This window comes from Lutispora thermophila DSM 19022 (assembly GCF_900142105.1).
Lineage (GTDB): Bacteria > Bacillota > Clostridia > Lutisporales > Lutisporaceae > Lutispora > Lutispora thermophila.
Genome location: NZ_FQZS01000011.1, coordinates 43529 through 59141 on the forward strand (window position 1 = coordinate 43529; position 15613 = coordinate 59141).

At 31.8% G+C, this 15613-nt stretch carries 22 protein-coding genes and 1 pseudogene; all 23 read left to right on the plus strand.

Annotated features, from left to right (window positions below; translation table 11 throughout):
• Positions 1-8 precede the first annotated feature (8 nt).
• The 23 genes and pseudogenes from BUB48_RS08885 to BUB48_RS08995 all read left to right on the plus strand — a co-directional run bounded on the left by BUB48_RS08885 (position 9) and on the right by BUB48_RS08995 (position 15601).
• The gene (locus tag BUB48_RS08885) at positions 9-287 is read left to right on the plus strand and encodes a late competence development ComFB family protein (RefSeq protein ID WP_073025888.1); all 279 of its coding nucleotides are present in this window, start codon (positions 9-11) and stop codon (positions 285-287) included.
• Positions 287-817 (plus strand): shikimate kinase, encoded by a 531-nt coding sequence (locus BUB48_RS08890; protein WP_175548398.1) that lies wholly within the window; start codon positions 287-289, stop codon positions 815-817. Before BUB48_RS08885 ends, BUB48_RS08890 begins: the two co-directional genes overlap by 1 nt.
• Before the next feature lie 15 nt (positions 818-832).
• Positions 833-1897: a M24 family metallopeptidase gene (locus tag BUB48_RS08895; protein WP_073025890.1), complete on the plus strand. Its 1065-nt coding sequence runs from the start codon at positions 833-835 to the stop codon at positions 1895-1897.
• 55 nt (positions 1898-1952) lie between these two features.
• Positions 1953-2510: an elongation factor P gene (gene efp, locus BUB48_RS08900; RefSeq protein WP_073025891.1), complete on the plus strand. Its 558-nt coding sequence runs from the start codon at positions 1953-1955 to the stop codon at positions 2508-2510.
• A gap of 35 nt (positions 2511-2545) precedes the next feature.
• Positions 2546-2950 (plus strand): CD1247 N-terminal domain-containing protein, encoded by a 405-nt coding sequence (locus tag BUB48_RS08905; protein ID WP_073025892.1) that lies wholly within the window; start codon positions 2546-2548, stop codon positions 2948-2950.
• Between the two features lie 127 nt (positions 2951-3077).
• A pseudogene (locus BUB48_RS08910) lies at positions 3078-4681 on the plus strand (IS1182 family transposase).
• A 252-nt stretch (positions 4682-4933) separates the two neighbouring features.
• The gene (gene spoIIIAA, locus BUB48_RS08915; RefSeq protein ID WP_242944189.1) at positions 4934-5905 is read left to right on the plus strand and encodes a stage III sporulation protein AA; all 972 of its coding nucleotides are present in this window, start codon (positions 4934-4936) and stop codon (positions 5903-5905) included.
• Positions 5906-5922: 17 nt separating this feature from the next.
• Complete coding sequence (gene spoIIIAB / locus BUB48_RS08920) at positions 5923-6441, plus strand: stage III sporulation protein SpoIIIAB (protein WP_073025893.1); 519 nt, start codon at positions 5923-5925, stop codon at positions 6439-6441.
• A gap of 13 nt (positions 6442-6454) precedes the next feature.
• Complete coding sequence (gene spoIIIAC / locus BUB48_RS08925; RefSeq protein ID WP_073025894.1) at positions 6455-6649, plus strand: stage III sporulation protein AC; 195 nt, start codon at positions 6455-6457, stop codon at positions 6647-6649.
• Positions 6650-6658: 9 nt separating this feature from the next.
• The gene (spoIIIAD, locus tag BUB48_RS08930; RefSeq protein ID WP_073025895.1) at positions 6659-7045 is read left to right on the plus strand and encodes a stage III sporulation protein AD; all 387 of its coding nucleotides are present in this window, start codon (positions 6659-6661) and stop codon (positions 7043-7045) included.
• A gap of 13 nt (positions 7046-7058) precedes the next feature.
• Positions 7059-8216, plus strand: coding sequence for a stage III sporulation protein AE (spoIIIAE, locus tag BUB48_RS08935; RefSeq protein ID WP_073025896.1), 1158 nt, complete (start codon positions 7059-7061; stop codon positions 8214-8216).
• Between the two features lie 9 nt (positions 8217-8225).
• Positions 8226-8858: a stage III sporulation protein AF gene (locus BUB48_RS08940; protein WP_073025897.1), complete on the plus strand. Its 633-nt coding sequence runs from the start codon at positions 8226-8228 to the stop codon at positions 8856-8858.
• A gap of 11 nt (positions 8859-8869) precedes the next feature.
• Positions 8870-9481: a stage III sporulation protein AG gene (spoIIIAG, locus tag BUB48_RS08945; RefSeq protein WP_073025898.1), complete on the plus strand. Its 612-nt coding sequence runs from the start codon at positions 8870-8872 to the stop codon at positions 9479-9481.
• A gap of 11 nt (positions 9482-9492) precedes the next feature.
• Positions 9493-10086 (plus strand): SpoIIIAH-like family protein, encoded by a 594-nt coding sequence (locus tag BUB48_RS08950; RefSeq protein WP_073025899.1) that lies wholly within the window; start codon positions 9493-9495, stop codon positions 10084-10086.
• A gap of 77 nt (positions 10087-10163) precedes the next feature.
• The gene (locus BUB48_RS08955; protein WP_073025900.1) at positions 10164-10556 is read left to right on the plus strand and encodes an Asp23/Gls24 family envelope stress response protein; all 393 of its coding nucleotides are present in this window, start codon (positions 10164-10166) and stop codon (positions 10554-10556) included.
• A 73-nt stretch (positions 10557-10629) separates the two neighbouring features.
• Positions 10630-11160, plus strand: a complete 531-nt coding sequence (gene amaP / locus BUB48_RS08960) for an alkaline shock response membrane anchor protein AmaP (protein WP_073025901.1) — start codon at positions 10630-10632, stop codon at positions 11158-11160.
• A gap of 2 nt (positions 11161-11162) precedes the next feature.
• The gene (locus tag BUB48_RS08965) at positions 11163-11357 is read left to right on the plus strand and encodes a DUF2273 domain-containing protein (RefSeq protein WP_207648329.1); all 195 of its coding nucleotides are present in this window, start codon (positions 11163-11165) and stop codon (positions 11355-11357) included.
• Between the two features lie 49 nt (positions 11358-11406).
• Entirely contained in the window at positions 11407-11868 is a 462-nt protein-coding gene (gene nusB / locus BUB48_RS08970; protein ID WP_073025902.1) for a transcription antitermination factor NusB, read from the plus strand.
• A 2-nt stretch (positions 11869-11870) separates the two neighbouring features.
• Positions 11871-12824 (plus strand): tRNA (adenosine(37)-N6)-threonylcarbamoyltransferase complex transferase subunit TsaD, encoded by a 954-nt coding sequence (locus BUB48_RS08975; protein ID WP_073025903.1) that lies wholly within the window; start codon positions 11871-11873, stop codon positions 12822-12824.
• Entirely contained in the window at positions 12796-14034 is a 1239-nt protein-coding gene (gene xseA, locus BUB48_RS08980) for an exodeoxyribonuclease VII large subunit (RefSeq protein ID WP_073025904.1), read from the plus strand. Before BUB48_RS08975 ends, xseA begins: the two co-directional genes overlap by 29 nt.
• Entirely contained in the window at positions 14027-14251 is a 225-nt protein-coding gene (xseB, locus tag BUB48_RS08985) for an exodeoxyribonuclease VII small subunit (protein WP_073025905.1), read from the plus strand. The genes xseA and xseB overlap by 8 nt, the downstream gene beginning before the upstream one ends.
• Before the next feature lie 10 nt (positions 14252-14261).
• Positions 14262-15143, plus strand: coding sequence for a polyprenyl synthetase family protein (locus BUB48_RS08990; protein WP_073025906.1), 882 nt, complete (start codon positions 14262-14264; stop codon positions 15141-15143).
• Between the two features lie 14 nt (positions 15144-15157).
• Positions 15158-15601: a divergent PAP2 family protein gene (locus BUB48_RS08995; RefSeq protein WP_073025907.1), complete on the plus strand. Its 444-nt coding sequence runs from the start codon at positions 15158-15160 to the stop codon at positions 15599-15601.
• Positions 15602-15613 lie beyond the last annotated feature (12 nt).

Sequence of the window (15613 nt, forward strand, 5' to 3'; positions counted from 1 at the left end):
GGATAAATATGTATTACTTAAAGAATTATATGGAAGAGGTAGTAGATTCAAAGATTGATCTAGTGCTTAATTCTATGGATGTTTGTAAATGTGACAAATGCAAACTAGATATTAAAGCTATCGCTTTGAACAGCTTGTCACCTCATTATGTTGTTACCGATAAGGGTAACTTGTATTCAAAACTGAAAGAGATGGAAGCTCAGTTTGAAGTAGATATTGAAACAGCAATAATTAAAGCTGCTATGACAGTGAGCAATAATCCTAGGCATCAAGATGGTGAAGAATAGTGAATATTATACTGGTAGGTTTTAGTGGGGCTGGAAAGACCACTGTTGGAAGAGAGATTTCAAAATTAGCAAATATGGGATTTATAGATACAGATACTCTGATTGAAAGAAGATCAGGCCTTATCATTCAAGACATCTTCAAATACTATGGTCAAAGATATTTTAGATATGTTGAAAAAGAAATTATTAATGAACTACGTTTTACAAAAAATAAAGTTATATCTACTGGTGGAGGTGCTTTTATCAGCAAAAATAATATTGAGAACCTAAAAGCTACAGGCGTTGTATTTTTCCTTAATGCATCCATGGATACAATATTGAGAGAAGGAACTCCAGCTAACAGACCTTTATTAGTAAATGAAGACAGAATCATGATTGAAAAACTATATAATAGTAGAATGCCTTTTTATAAGAAAGCAGATTATGAGTTATATATAGACAACAAGACACCTTATACTATAGCAAAAGAAATAATAAATATTTTCTGTTCTTATAGAAAAAATTATGGTAATATTAAAGAGAGTTTTTGAGGAGGAATAATAGTTATGGAGAGGTTAGATAGGATTAGGGATATTTTAAAAACCATTGGAGCAGATGGCATAATTACATATTCACCAGAAAACAGAAGATATCTATCTGGTTTTACAGGAACTACCGGATATGTAATTATTGGTAAAAAACAAGCTGGTTTTATTACCGACTTCAGGTATACTGAGCAAGCTGCTAAGCAATGTAAAGGCTATGAAATCATAAAAAATGAAAATCCATTAATTGAGTATTTAGCCGATACAATAAAAAAGTATCACATCAATAATCTCGCCTTTGAAGATGATTACATGACCGTTGATTTTTACGAGAGGTTGAAAGAAAACATTAACGGTATTAAGATGATTCCTTTAAAAGAATCTTCAGGAGAAATAAGAATTATTAAAGATGATGAAGAGCTTAAAAATATAGCAAAAGCTGCTGAAATTGCAGACTTGGCTTTTACTCATATACTGGACTACATAAAGCCAGGAGTTGCTGAACTTGATATTGCTTTGGAACTTGAATATTTTATGAAAAAAAATGGTGCTTCAGGAAATTCCTTTGAGCCTATTATTGCTTCTGGTCAAAGATCTTCAATGCCTCATGGAGTTGCTTCAGATAAGAAAATAAATAATGGAGACTTATTGACCATGGACTTTGGATGTGTATATAATGGATATTGTTCGGATATGACAAGAACAATTGTTGTTGGTAAGGCTAATGAAGAACAGAAGAAAATATATGATATCGTTCTTAAAGCCCAAAATGAAGCTTTGCTACATATTAAACCAGGAGTTTCAGGAAAGGATGTAGATAAGGTCGCAAGGGATATAATAAGCGAGGCAGGATTTGGTGACAATTTCGGACATGGGCTAGGTCATGGAGTTGGCTTAGCTATACACGAAGAACCTAGACTCTCACCTTTAGGCAACAGAATCTTAGAAAAAAACATGGTAGTAACTGATGAACCAGGCATCTATATCCCAGGATTTGGTGGTGTAAGAATAGAAGATTTAGTTGCAGTTGGTGAAAACGGACCAATAGTATTCAGTAAATCACCTAAGGAGCTTATTGAGTTGTAATTTTTATGCTCTTAGAGGTAATAATAAATTTAGATGGTATATAGGAGGTAATTATATGATATCAGCAGGTGAATTTAGAAAAGGTTTAACTTTTGAAATGGATGGGCAAGTATATGTTGTTGTAGATTTTCAGCATGTAAAGCCTGGTAAAGGAGCTGCATTTGTAAGGACAAAAATAAAAAATATTATGACTGGTGCTGTTATTGAAAAATCTTTTAACCCTACCGACAAATATCCTAAAGCTCATATAGAAAGAAAAGAAATGCAATATCTATATGAAGATGGCGGTTTGTATTATTTCATGGATAATGAAACATATGAACAGATACCTTTAAATAAGGAACAAGTTGAAGATGCTATTATGTATTTAAAACCCAATGATACAGCTATAATCAAATTCTATAAAGGAGAAGCTTTTTCTGTTGAAGCCCAGAACTTTGTAGAATTGGAGGTCACTCATACTGAACCAGGTTTCAAAGGTGATACTGCTACTGGTGCTACTAAGCCTGCCACATTAGAAACAGGTATTGTAATAAATGTTCCATTATTTATAAACACAGGGGATAAAATTAGGGTGGATACAAGAACTGGTGAATATATGGAAAGGCTTTAGTGGAATAATAATAGAAAAAGAAGGAGATGAACCCTATGGAATACCTATATGAAAGAGTTGCTTACCTGAGAGGTTTAATTGAAGGCCTAGGCATAGAAGAAAACAGTAAAGAAGGAAAGGTAATCACAAACATCATTGAAGTTCTTGGCGATTTTGCTGATGCTATAAATGAGCTGTATGATTCCCAAGAAGAATTAAATGATTATGTTGAAGCTATTGATGAAGACCTCTCCAGTGTAGAAGATGAGCTCTATGAAGATGATGAAGATGATTATGATGATTGTGAGTTTATCGAAGTAGAATGTCCTCATTGCAATGAATATGTATATTTGGATGAAGAAGTTCTTGATAAGGGAGAAGAAGTTCTTTGCCCAAATTGCCATGAACCAATTGAAATAGATATGGAATGTTGTGATGATGATTGCTGCTGTGATCATTAATCAGTTATAGCTTTTAAGGGGCTGTTGCACAACTAACAAAAAGTTAGTTGCGCAGCAGCCATCTTAATTTGTCCAAAAACGAAAAATACGAGTCCCGAAGAACCCGTAAATCCGGTATAATTAAGTTATGTCACCTACAAAACTATACAATAAAAATTATACAGAATTTAATGGATGTTATCAATTGGTTTTACCATTAAATTTTGAGGTATTTATTCCTGAGGATGATTCAGTACGACTGCTAAGCCACATATTGGAGGGATTAAATTACTATAAGTTATACGGGGTATACTCTTCCATCGGAAGAAATCCAGCAGTTGAACCTAAAATCCTATTCAAAGTTTTAACATACGCATATATGAATAATATCTATTCCAGCAGAAAGATTGAAACCGCCTGCAAAAGAGACATAAACTTTATGTGGCTCTTAGCTGGTCATAAGGCTCCAGATCACTCTACAATTGCAAGATTTCGCAAGGAGTTTTTACCAGCAGCAGTGGACGATCTATTCTATCAGTTGGTGAGCTACTTACATAATGCTGGAGAAATCCAATTTGAAAATCTCTTTGTTGATGGCACAAAAATCGAAGCAAATGCCAATCGCTACACCTTTGTATGGAAGAAGGTTGTGAATAAGAACGAAGCCAAGATGTTTGATAAAATCCAAAGTTGCATACAAGAAATTAACCTTGATTACATGACTGATTTTGCAGTTGAGAAGGGAAATGTCTCAGAAGTACTACAAAAGATTCTTATCTATCTGGATGAAAAGAAAGAAAAGGAACAAGTACAATTTGTCCATGGTATTGGAAAAAGGAAAACTAAGCTTCAAAAGTATTATGAGAGAATAAAGAATTTCAAAGAGCGCCAGGAAAAATATAATGCCTGCAATAAATTATTTGAAGGAAGAAATAGCTATTCCAAAACAGATCCAGATGCAACCTTTATGCATATGAAAGACGACCATATGAGAAATTCACAACTAAAACCAGCATACAATGTGCAGATAGCTGTGGAGAGCGAGTATATAACTGGAATAGGAATATTTCAAGATAGAAGTTATGCAACAACCCTTATTCCCCTTTTAAAGGAGATGGAAGCCATACTTGACAAAAGTACAAGAACATCATAGCAAATTCAGGCTATGAAAGCGAAGAGAACTATCTGAAATTGGAAGAAAATGAGCAAAAGGCCTATATCAAACCTCAGACCTATGAAATATGGAAAAAAAGCAGCTTTAAGAAGGATATAAGCAAAAGAGAAAACATGACATATGACGAAGAAAAAGATGAATACACTTGTCATAATGGGAAAAAGCTCAAAGTAGTTGGAATCAAACATCGTAGCTCTGCCTCAGGTTACATTTCAGAGATAACAATATATGAGTGTGAAGACTGTAGCGAGTGCCCATACAAAGTTAAGTGTACAGAGGTACAGGGAAATCGACGGATGCAGGTATCAAAGACATTTATAGAAAAAAGGATGAAATCTTATAAGAACATCATGAGTAAGGAAGGTATTAAGCTTAGGATAAATCGCTCAATACAGGTAGAAGGAGCCTTTGGGGTATTGAAAAATGATTATGGCTTCAATGGATTTTTAACACGTGGGAAAAACAGTGTAAAAACAGAATTTCTTATGCTGTGTTTTGGATACAATATAAATAAATTACATGCAAAGATTCAGAATGAGCGTTGCGGAAATCATTTGCATGACATAAAAACAGCCTAAAAAGTTGACTGAAAACTATAGGTTTATTAAGTATACCCAAAAACAAGAAATCAGTGAGAGCTAAAACATTTAGAAAAGACTCTCACTGATTTTTTTATTAATTTCAATGATAAAGGGAATGTAGCTCCCTACTTTAAAAGTAGTTTTGCGACACTCCCTTTTTTATTCTTTTTATTCTTAAAACGTAATTTTTTAATAATAGCTATCATATTATTAGTACAAATCTAATAATTATTTAAGGAGAGGACAAACTTGCAAAATAACAAAACAATTGATGAAATCATGAATTTTTTACCACCAAAGATTCAATGGCTTTTAAGTAGATGTATAAGCGATCATATCCTCAATGTTGAGGAAATTAGACTAAGACTTAACAAACCGCTGATAATATCAGGTAGTAATTGGGATTTTTTTATTGATAGCAATGGTTTTTTGACAAAAGATATAAAAAATGCTTATGTAACAAGCAAAGATGATATAAAAAAGGCTTCAGAAATAATACAAGGTTTTTCTGTATATTCTTTTGGAGAAGAATTGAAAAACGGTTACATAACTATACCAGGAGGTCATAGAATAGGAGTTTCCGGCAAGACTATTCTAAATAATGGAAATGTTAAAATTATCAAAGACATTTCCTTTATCAATTATAGAATAGCCAGAGAGATCATCGGAGCAGCTGATAAAGTTATACCTTATGTTATTGACCCAACTTCAACAATATATAATACTTTAATAATTTCACCACCTCAGTGTGGTAAAACCACTCTGCTAAGAGATATGATTAGACAGTTAAGCAATGGAATAAAAACTCTCAATATTAAAGGTTTCAAAATAGGTTTAGTTGATGAAAGATCAGAAATAGCAGCCTGCTTTTTAGGCGAACCAAGGAACGATGTTGGTATAAGAACCGACGTGCTAGATGCCTGCCCAAAGGCTCAAGGCATAATAATGTTAATAAGATCTATGTCCCCTGATATTATAGCAACAGACGAAATAGGAAAAGATGAAGACGCTCAGGCATTAATGGAAGGAGCTAATGCAGGGGTAAAAATTATTACAACCATGCATGGATGTGATATTGATGACCTACATAGAAAAATAGAACTGAAAAAAATACACAGTAATTATTTCCAAAGGATAATTGTACTTGGAAAAAGCAAAGGAGTAGGTACAATAGAAAAAATATATGATAGGGAGGGAAAAATACTTTACTTAAGTACCTAGCAGGAGGTGAATAGTATATGTTAAAAGGTATAGGTGCTTTATTGATAATTATCTCGAGTAGTTTGCTCGGGATACTAATATCAAGTAAATATAGCATAAGACCTAAGGAAATAAGAAAATTAAGGTTTTCACTTCAAATGCTTGAAACAGAGATTGTTTATGGTTCTACTCCTATTCCCTATGCTTGTTATAATGTAGGCTGCAAGAGTGATAAGCCATGGAAAGATTTTTTTATGAGAGTTTCTGAAAATCTTCTTAAAAGAAAGTTCTTCAGTTTGGAAGAAGCTTGGAATGATGCAATAGTAAATAGCCTTAAAAATTCATACCTAACCTCAGCGGACAAAGAATTGCTTAGAAATTTTGGAAGAGTAATTGGTAAATCAGATACAGAAGATCAGAAAAAACATTTCAAATTGATTTATGCCCAATTGGAACACCATGAAAAAATTGCAGAAGATGAAAAAGCAAGAAATGAAAAAATGTATAAAAGCATGGGCTTTTTATTGGGTGCAGCAATATTAATTATACTGGTATAATGGAGGTTTACATATGGATGTAAATTTAATTTTTAAAATTGCAGCTATTGGTATTGTCATTGCAGTATTGAATAATGTGCTAATTAAATCAGGTAGGGAAGAGATGGCCATGATGACTACTCTAACAGGTATAGTAGTTGTATTGATGATGGTAATTAGTTTAATAAGTCGTCTTTTTGATACAGTAAGAACCATGTTCCAATTGTAGGTGAGAAAAATGGATATCATTCAAATTGTTGCATTAGGAATTATAACAGCAGTTTTATCCACTATACTAAAGGAAAATAAGCCTGAGTTTGCTATAAAATTAAGCATAACAGCAGGTTTGATCATATTTGTTTCTTTGCTTGGAAAATTCAATCAGATCCTTGAAGTTTTAAAAGGATATGCAATAAAAGCCAATATAGATATTCTTTATTTTTCAACTATATTAAAAGTCATAGGAATAGCTTATATCACAGAATTTGGAGCACAAGTATGTCGAGATGCAGGAGAAGGTTCAATAGCTTCTAAAATAGAGTTTGCAGGAAAGGTTTTGATTATGGCAATAGCAGTACCTATTTATGCAGCCTTGTTTGACATAATATTAAAAATCATGCCATAAAAGGTGATTTAACATGAGAAGAACTTTATTTATAATGTGTTTCTTATTGCTGATGACAATTAACGTACATGCTGATGATACTGAGAATATCATAAATGAGCAACTAAATCAACTAGAATTAGATGAGTTACAAAGGTTTGCAGATGACATAGTTTTGAATTCAGAAGGTCTGATCCCCGAAATAAAGATAAAAGATTTTGTAAAAACACTATATAAAAATCCAGAAGCAATATCCTTTAAAGAAATATTAAATAGATTATGGGTATTTACCTGGAAAGAACTTATGTTGAATATAGACCTTTTAGGCAAAATAATTATATTATCTGTCTTTTGCGCTTTGCTTCAAAATCTTCATAAAGGATTTGATAATGAATCTATAGCTATACTTGCCTACAATACATGCTATGTAATAATTATTATAATAGCCATTGGAAGTTTTACTGTTGTGAGTAAACTTTGCATAAATACTATAGATAAAATGGTAAGTTTTATGCAATCACTTCTTCCTACACTAATCACATTGCTATTGACAGTAGGTGGTATAACATCATCATCCTTGTTTCAGCCAATAGTCTACACATCTTTGACTTTTATAGCAACAGTTATAAAAACCATAATTATACCTATGATAACGTTATCTGCTGTTTTATCTATAATCAGCAATATATCTAATAAAGTAAAAATCACCAAGCTTGCTTCTTTAGTAAGGGGTATTTCTGTTGGCTTATTAGGTATATTACTTACAATTTTTACAGGAATAATATCAATTCAAGGATTAGCTGCTTCATCTTTAGATGGCTTAACTGCAAAAACAGCCAAATTTGCTGTAGATAGCTTTATACCTATAATTGGAGATTTTTTATCAGAAGCCTTTGATACTGTAGTAAGCTGTTCATTGATAATCAAAAATGGAATAAGTATTATAGGCCTAATTATATTGATGTTAATTTGCTTGCTACCGATAATAAAAATTTTTTCTATTTTCGCCATATATAAGATTTCAGGAGCATTAATTCAACCTATTATTGATAATGAATTGGTACAGTGCATGAGTGATATAAGCACATCAATATTTATAATGCTGTGTTGTGTTGTAGCTGTTGGAATATTATTTTTTATATCAATAACCATAATCATGTGTATTGGGAATATGACAGTTATGTTGAGGTAGGTAATTCATATGATGGAGTTTATAAGAAATTGGATTATTAATATTGTAATTGTTATCATTTTTTTAACTATAACTGATATCGTACTACCAGAAGGCAGTGTGAAAAAGTATATAAAAGTCATAATAGGAACTTTTGTTTTGCTCACCATAATTCAGCCCTTAATAAATATATCAGATGTATCTAGTAACTTTCAAAAAAGTTATCTTGAAACAAGTATCATATTAAACGGAGAAAAGGAATTAATTGACAAAGAGGTTTTAAGCAGCTATCAAAGCATGAAAGCCATAGATATATATGAATCCAAGTTAAAAGATCAAATAGCATCAGCAATATCCTATAAAACATCAATCAATAAAAATAATATAAATATTGTTTTAGATATAAATAAAAATCAACATAGCAATGAGTTTGGATCAATAAATAACGTATCAATTACTCTGAATACCCATAAAGAAGTAAACAATATAGAAAAGGTAAAAAAAGTAGATATCAGAGAAAAGGAAAAGGTAATTTATGTGAAAGAAGAAGAATATAATTTCAATGAAAAGACATTAACTGATGAAATAAAAAATATGCTAAGTGAAATACTCGGCATAAAAAGAGATAAAGTACAAGTAAAACTCTTGTTTGTGAAAGATTAGGGGGTTTAAATATGAAAATACTAGAATGGCTTAAAGAAAAAATAATGTTAGACAATAATAAAAAATTGCTCAACAATTTAGTAATTCTCCTTTGTATGGGCATTACATTGATTATAGTAGCAAATTTTTATAATGATATAGTTTATAAGAATGAGAATCCCATGGCAGAAAACAAGAGAGACAGCAATCAATCAATTGATACATATAATTTTAACAACAAGGATGAATATGGATCTGAAATTCAAGAACAGCTTTCAACTATACTAAGTAAAATATATGGAGCAGGAAAAGTATCTGTAATGATTACATATGAGAGCGGTAAGGAAATAGTAACACAAAAAGATAAATCCATCGTTGATAAGGTTACAGATGAAAAAGATACTGACGGAGGTACAAGAATAATTAATGAATCTAGTATAGACGATAAAACAGTAATGGTTAACCAACCAGGTGGAAGTTCTCAACCTGTGGTGGTGAAGGAAATCAATCCTGAAATCAAGGGGGTAATAGTAGTAGCAGAGGGTGCGTGGGATTCAAAAGTTAAATTAAAAATTAGTGAGGCTGTACAAACAGTCCTTGATATTCCAGCATACAGAGTAACTGTACTTGAAACTAATAAATAGGGGGTATAATCATGAATTTCAAACTGAATAGGAAAACAATAGCAATTTGCTCATTAATTCTTTTGCTATTTATTATCGGGTATGCATATAATACTTTCATGAGCACAAAATACGATACAATGGGATTAGATATTAACGAAAGCAATTTATCTGATTTTATGTTTGAAGATGATGCCGAAGAAGTCATAAATGAGGAAAAGAAAAGTAGCATCACTGTAGTTGAAAGTAAAAAAGAGGAAGAAGATCAGGATCAAGTATCATCCTTTTTTACAGAATACAGACTTGAAAGAGATAAAAATAGAAGTAAAGAATATGATATGTGGCAAAATATAATAAACAGCGACAAAGCTGAACCTACATTTAAGACATTAGCACAGGAAGAAATAGTTAAAATAGTCGCACTTACAGAAAAAGAGATGATTATAGAAAATCTTATTCTCGCCCGTGGCTTTAAAGACGCATTAGTATTCTTAACAGATGATAGTGCTACAGTAGTTGTTGCAGCAAAAGAACTAACTCCTGCAAATGTAGCCCAAATACAGGATATTGTTATGACTAAGACAAAAATACCAGCAAGCAACATAAAAATAATGCTTAAAGATTAGATATATTTGTAAATAGATAACTATTCTGCTATAATACATATTAGGAAAAAATCTCAATAAACTTGGGGGTGCATAATTTGCAAGGTGATAATAATATAAACGAGTATGGAACAGTGAGAATTGCTGATGATGTAGTTGCTATAATTGCCGAAATAGCTGCAAAAGAAATTAAGGGAATAGTAGGCATGAGTGGCGGCATCGCAGATAGCATAACAGAAATGTTAGGAAAAAAGAGTCCTTCAAAGGGCATTAAAGTAGAAGTCGGTGATAAAGAAACCGCCATAGATTTATATGTTATTGTTGAATATGGTGTAAGAATACCTGACATTGCTTGGCAAGTTCAAGAGAATGTTAAGAAAGCCGTTGAAACCATGACAGGCTTAAATGTAGTGGAAGTTAATATTCATGTACAGGGTGTGAATATAGAAAAAGAAAGCAAAGAAGAAGATGGAACTGTAAGATTAAAATAGTAGTTTAAACTAACCCTCTGAATAATTCAGAGGGTTAGTTTAAATATTTCTACGAAAGGAGATACATATAAAAATGTTAGACAGGCTTTTACTGTTAATTTTCTCCGTAATTGTTGCTATATTTTCCTTTGCATTAGTTCTTCTTGCATTACCATTTATGCCTTCACAATATAGTGAAGCTTTACATTTATTTATTTTTGAAAGCAATAGTATGATCCTTATTGCAATAATATTGATGCTGATTGCCTTAAGGTTTATATTTAAAACCACTGAGCAAAAGATAAATAATGTCAATTATATTTCAAAGGAAACAGAAATTGGTGAAATTAGGATATCCTTTAATACTATAAAATCAATTGCACTCTCTAGTATAAAAAACATTAATGAAGTAAAAGATGTTAAAGCTCAAGTGAATGATAAAAATGGTGAAGTATCAATTATAATTACAGCCTGTTTCTTAACAGGAGCTGTTATACCTGATGTTTCAAAAGATATACAAAATAGAGTGAAGGAGTATATAGAAACAACTGTTGAAGTTAAAGTTAAAGAAGTTATTGTATTTGTTGAAGAAGCTAATAATTCTAGCAAAAGAAGGGTAGGCTAGATATGGATAAGGATAAATTAATTAATTTTATTATAAATCGCCAAGGCAAAATAATAGGTGCAATCATAGGATTCATAACCGGCCTCTTTTTGCTGACATTAGGTTTTTTCAAGACACTTATATTATTAGCTTGTAGCATGGCAGGTTATTATATTGGCAAAAAATTGATAATAAAGAAGACATTATTGAGTATATAGAACGATTATTAAACACACATGGCAAAAAATAAGGAGGACAAAAACATATATGAACAGACGTTTACTTAGACAAAGTGCTTTTAAGTTTATTTTCAGTTTTTGTTTCAATAACGATGATATAGATGAAAAATTGGAAAATTTATCTGAGGATTACGATATCTTTTTCACTCAAGAAGATGATACGGATCAAACTAATCTATCTAAACTTAATAGCAAAGATAGAGATTTTTTGAATATCCTTATTAAAGGCACCATAGAAAACTTAGAAAGTATAGATGAGATTATTAGGAAAAGCCTTATATCTTGGACTATGGAAAGAATTGCGAAAGTTGATCTTTCTATTTTAAGGATGGCTATATTTGAAATATTATATTACAAAGACACTCCTGAAAATATAGTAATAAACGAAGCTGTAGAATTAGCTAAGACATTCGGTGGCGATGACTCTAGCAGTTTTGTAAATGGTGTATTAGGAAGAGTAGTAAGAGAAAGAGTTAAGACAGGTGAATAAATATGTACTACTTAGGCATTGATACCAGTTGCTATACAACCTCCATTGCCTTAATAGACAATGAAGAAAACTTAATAGCAGATAAAAGAATAATGCTCAAAGTGAAACAAGGTGCTAAAGGTTTAAGACAGTCAGAAGCCTTTTATCAGCATATTCGAAATCTAGATATATTATTAGAAGACTTATTTTATGTGGTTTCTCCTAATAAAATCAAAGCGATTGGAGTTAGTTCTAAACCAAGAAATTACCTTGATTCATATATGCCGGTTTTTAATAGCGGTCTTCACATAGGAAATGTTATTAGGCTTTCTTTAGGCATACCAGCTTATTTATTATCACATCAAGAAAATCATATTCTCGCTGGTTTATGGTCAAAGAAAATTAACCAAAATAGCCCAATGGCAGCATACCATATATCTGGAGGAACTACAGAGCTGTTATTAGTAGAAGGAAATATGAACACGAACATTGAAGTAATAGGAGGTTCCTCTGACTTAAAGGCCGGTCAGTTTATTGATAGAGTAGGAGTTGCAATGGGATTAAAGTTTCCCTGTGGAAAAGAAATGGACAGGCTTTCGCAATCAGTAAATGATGCAGGTATTGTAATTCCGATTTCTATAAAGGAGAGTTATGCTAGCTTTTCGGGTCCTGAAACCTTTGTGCAAAGAATAGTTAAAGCGGGGCAATATGACAAAGCTAAGCTTTCTAAAGCCGTATTTATATGTATAGCAAAATCAATTGAAGAAACGCTCATTAATTCAAGAAAAAAGTTTGAATGGACAAACATCCTGTTTATTGGCGGGGTTTCTTCAAATACTATTATTAAAAATTATCTTTTAGGCAGTGATAAACTTAGTAAATATTCTATTAACCCAATATTTGCAGAAGGTCAGTATGCTATAGATAATGCTGTAGGGGGAGCCATATATGCCAAAAAGCATTTTAGAGGATGTTAAAGTATTTTCCGTTACAGAAGTAAATTTATATATAAGAAAAATCATTGAAAAAGATATTTTGTTATCTCATCTTTATATAAAAGGTGAAATATCTAACTTTAAAATACATACATCAGGTCATGCTTATTTTTCTTTGAAAGACACGGAATCTGTAATTAAATGCGTAATGTTCAAAAGCAGTCTAAACAAAGTCAAGTTTGTTCCGGAAAATGGAATGCAAGTTATAGTAAGAGGTTATGTCTCTATTTATGAAAGAGATGGACAATGTCAGTTATATGCTGAAAATATAATTGCTGATGGTGCTGGAGAATTATACAAAACCTATGAACAGCTAAAAAATAGACTAGCAAAAGAAGGATTGTTTGATGAAAAGCATAAAAAGACCCTGCCACTACTCCCTAAAAGAGTAGGAATAGTAACCTCTCCAACTGGTGCAGCAATAAAAGATATTATTTCCATAGGGAAAAGAAGGAATCCTAATATTGATATATACCTATATCCAGCGCTGGTTCAAGGTGAAAAGGCTCCTTTTGAAATAGCAGAAGGAATAAAATGCTTTAATCAGCAAGATAAAGTGGATGTTATAATAATTGGTAGAGGTGGAGGTTCTATTGAAGAGCTATGGTGTTTTAATGATGAAATTGTAGCTAGAGCAATATTTGAATCTCATATACCTGTAGTCTCAGCAGTTGGTCATGAAACTGACTTTACTATTGCTGACTTCGTTGCCGATGTGAGAGCTGCAACACCATCCGCCGCAGCAGAGTTGGTCTTCCCAGATAAGCAGCAACTTATATCATATATTAATAAGTTAAATAGTCATTTATATTCTTCTATGGTAAATTATATAAAAGATAAAAGAATTTTAGTTAACAGATTAACATCAAGTGGTTCTTTTAGGTATACTGAAACTAAAATACTTAATTATAGGCAATCATTAGAAAATACAAAGCAAAACCTTGAAAGATTGATGAGGAATATAATAGAAAAGCATCGTAATAATTTATTTATATTTAACGAAAAGCTAAATATTTTAAACCCTGCATCTTACTTAAACAAAGGTTATGCCTATATTGTAAATAAAAACACAGGTGAACTCATTAATACTATTAAGAAGATAGCCAATGACGATATATTGAACATCCATCTTAAGGATGGCTGTGCTTCTACTGTTGTAATATCAATCAATGAAGGAGATAACAATGAATAGAGAATTGAGTTTTGAAGAAGCTATGAAAAGACTTGAAGAAATTGTTAATTATCTTGAAAGTGGAAACATATCATTAGAGCAAGCTTTGGAAGCATATAGTGAAGGTGTGAAATTATCTCTATATTGCAATAATAAACTAGAAGAAGCAGAAGGAAAAATAATAAAAATTATGAATGAAAATAATGTTTTTAAAGAAATTGAAATAGAAAGGGATTAAGGAAGTAAATATGAGTTTGAAACATTTCTTTGAGCAATATAGTCAAACTATAGAAGAAAAACTAAACCAACTGTTTAGTAACCAACATGGTTTGCCTATCATTGAGGAAGCTATGAAATATAGTATACTCAACGGAGGAAAAAGATTACGTCCACTTTTAACCATTATGGCTTGTGATTTGTTTAATGGATCAATAGATGAAGTAATGCCTTATGCATGTTGTATCGAAATTATCCACACATACTCACTTATACATGATGATTTGCCAGCTATGGATAATGATGATTATCGAAGAGGTAAATTATCTAATCATAAAGTATACGGAGAAGGTTTTGCATTATTAGCTGGAGATGCTTTACTTAATAGTGCATATGAAATTTTAATTGATTGTATTTCTCACAATCCTTCTTTACCTAGGATTAGAGCTGCTTCCATCATAAGCAAGGCAGCTGGAATTCAAGGCATGATAGGAGGCCAAGCTATTGATCTTTATTATGAAAATAAGAAAATTGATATAGCTAAATTAAATGAAATGCACAGCAAAAAAACAGGTTCTTTGATAAGAGCCTCTTTAGAAGTAGGAGCAGTGATAGCAAAAGCTTCAGAAGAAGATATAGATAGAATTAGAAAATTTGGTGAAAGCCTCGGCAGAGCTTATCAGATATCAGACGATATTCTTGATGTAATAGGAACTAAAGAAAAAATGGGAAAAACTATTGGTAAAGATGAAAAGAGCAATAAATCAACTTATATATCTTATTATGGATTAAATAAATCAAAGGAAATATTATTAAATACTATTAATGATGCAAAAGGAACCATTGATGTTTATGGCAACAAAGCTAGTACATTAAAGGAACTTGCTGACTTTATAGCACATAGGGATAGCTAAAAGGAGGATTTTTGTTGAACTTTCTTTTAAAAATATGGGCAAATAGAGTATTATTATCAAGCCTTACTGCATGGTTTATAGCCCAGTCATTGAAAATATGCTTATCACTTTATAAAGATAAAAAATTAGATTTGACAAGGTTCGTAGGTTCTGGAGGTATGCCGAGTTCCCATACTTCATTTGTAACTGCTTTAGCTACCTCAGTTGGTAAAATTAATGGGTGGGACTCAAGCTCATTTGCTATAGCCCTTTGCTTTGCCCTAGTTGTTATGTATGATGCTGCAGGAGTAAGAAGAGCAGCGGGAAATCAAGCTAAAGTATTAAATATAATCATTGAAGATATATCCCAGCATAAACCTTTGGGCGAGGAAAAATTAAAAGAGCTTATAGGTCATACTCCAAAAGAGGTTCTTGCTGGAGCTATATTAGGAATAATTATATCTAATATAATGATTTAATACACAAAAGGT

Bases quoted from the DNA above. Each gene is read 5' to 3' on its own strand.
- BUB48_RS08885 (WP_073025888.1), top strand. From the start codon at position 9: ATGTATTACTTAAAGAATTATATGGAAGAGGTAGTAGATTCAAAGATT.
- BUB48_RS08895 (WP_073025890.1), top strand. From the start codon at position 833: ATGGAGAGGTTAGATAGGATTAGGGATATTTTAAAAACCATTGGAGCA.
- efp (WP_073025891.1), top strand. From the start codon at position 1,953: ATGATATCAGCAGGTGAATTTAGAAAAGGTTTAACTTTTGAAATGGAT.
- BUB48_RS08905 (WP_073025892.1), top strand. From the start codon at position 2,546: ATGGAATACCTATATGAAAGAGTTGCTTACCTGAGAGGTTTAATTGAA.
- spoIIIAB (WP_073025893.1), top strand. From the start codon at position 5,923: ATGTTAAAAGGTATAGGTGCTTTATTGATAATTATCTCGAGTAGTTTG.
- spoIIIAC (WP_073025894.1), top strand. From the start codon at position 6,455: ATGGATGTAAATTTAATTTTTAAAATTGCAGCTATTGGTATTGTCATT.
- spoIIIAD (WP_073025895.1), top strand. From the start codon at position 6,659: ATGGATATCATTCAAATTGTTGCATTAGGAATTATAACAGCAGTTTTA.
- spoIIIAE (WP_073025896.1), top strand. From the start codon at position 7,059: ATGAGAAGAACTTTATTTATAATGTGTTTCTTATTGCTGATGACAATT.
- BUB48_RS08940 (WP_073025897.1), top strand. From the start codon at position 8,226: ATGATGGAGTTTATAAGAAATTGGATTATTAATATTGTAATTGTTATC.
- spoIIIAG (WP_073025898.1), top strand. From the start codon at position 8,870: ATGAAAATACTAGAATGGCTTAAAGAAAAAATAATGTTAGACAATAAT.
- BUB48_RS08950 (WP_073025899.1), top strand. From the start codon at position 9,493: ATGAATTTCAAACTGAATAGGAAAACAATAGCAATTTGCTCATTAATT.
- amaP (WP_073025901.1), top strand. From the start codon at position 10,630: ATGTTAGACAGGCTTTTACTGTTAATTTTCTCCGTAATTGTTGCTATA.
- BUB48_RS08965 (WP_207648329.1), top strand. From the start codon at position 11,163: ATGGATAAGGATAAATTAATTAATTTTATTATAAATCGCCAAGGCAAA.
- nusB (WP_073025902.1), top strand. From the start codon at position 11,407: ATGAACAGACGTTTACTTAGACAAAGTGCTTTTAAGTTTATTTTCAGT.
- BUB48_RS08975 (WP_073025903.1), top strand. From the start codon at position 11,871: ATGTACTACTTAGGCATTGATACCAGTTGCTATACAACCTCCATTGCC.
- xseA (WP_073025904.1), top strand. From the start codon at position 12,796: ATGCCAAAAAGCATTTTAGAGGATGTTAAAGTATTTTCCGTTACAGAA.
- xseB (WP_073025905.1), top strand. From the start codon at position 14,027: ATGAATAGAGAATTGAGTTTTGAAGAAGCTATGAAAAGACTTGAAGAA.
- BUB48_RS08990 (WP_073025906.1), top strand. From the start codon at position 14,262: ATGAGTTTGAAACATTTCTTTGAGCAATATAGTCAAACTATAGAAGAA.